Raw genomic sequence first — 555 nt, forward strand, 5'->3', positions numbered from 1 at the left:
CCGGCTTAGCTCAGTTGGTAGAGCATCTGATTTGTAATCAGAGGGTCGCGTGTTCAAATCATGTAGCCGGCATTAATTGAATATATAGATATGCGAAAGTAGTTCAGTGGTAGAACATCACCTTGCCAAGGTGGGGGTCGCGGGTTCGAACCCCGTCTTTCGCTTATGCTAGAGGTAAGCCGGGGTGGCGGAACTGGCAGACGCACAGGACTTAAAATCCTGCGAAGGGTGACCTTCGTACCGGTTCGATTCCGGTCCTCGGCATCGCTAGAGATAGCGGTGGATTTTACTTTAAGGAGCACCCTTGGCTCAACTGGATAGAGTACCTGACTACGAATCAGGCGGTTGCAGGTTCGAATCCTGCAGGGTGCATGTTTCAAAAGCGAAAGTGGATAGGCTAGCTTATCGGCTAAGCGGAGAAATAGGTATGGGAAGTTGGAATTGACTTAGTCAAGGTAGTTTTCTATATATCAAACAGTTCGGGAAGTAGCTCAGCTTGGTAGAGTACTTGGTTTGGGACCAAGGTGTCGCAGGTTCGAATCCTGTCTTCCCGAT

5 tRNA genes are annotated in these 555 nt (G+C 49.2%); all 5 read left to right on the forward strand.

The window, feature by feature from the left end:
- Positions 1–72, forward strand: a tRNA-Thr gene (locus LRA01S_RS10655).
- Between the two features lie 20 nt (positions 73–92).
- Positions 93–164 (forward strand) — tRNA-Gly (locus tag LRA01S_RS10660).
- A gap of 14 nt (positions 165–178) precedes the next feature.
- Positions 179–264, forward strand: a tRNA-Leu gene (locus LRA01S_RS10665).
- A 34-nt stretch (positions 265–298) separates the two neighbouring features.
- Positions 299–372, forward strand: a tRNA-Arg gene (locus tag LRA01S_RS10670).
- 108 nt (positions 373–480) lie between these two features.
- Positions 481–554: transfer RNA gene (locus LRA01S_RS10675), tRNA-Pro, on the forward strand.
- Position 555 lies beyond the last annotated feature (1 nt).

Origin of the sequence: Pseudolactococcus raffinolactis NBRC 100932 (assembly GCF_001591765.1) — a bacterium.
GTDB classification, from domain to species: Bacteria; Bacillota; Bacilli; order Lactobacillales; family Streptococcaceae; genus Pseudolactococcus; species Pseudolactococcus raffinolactis.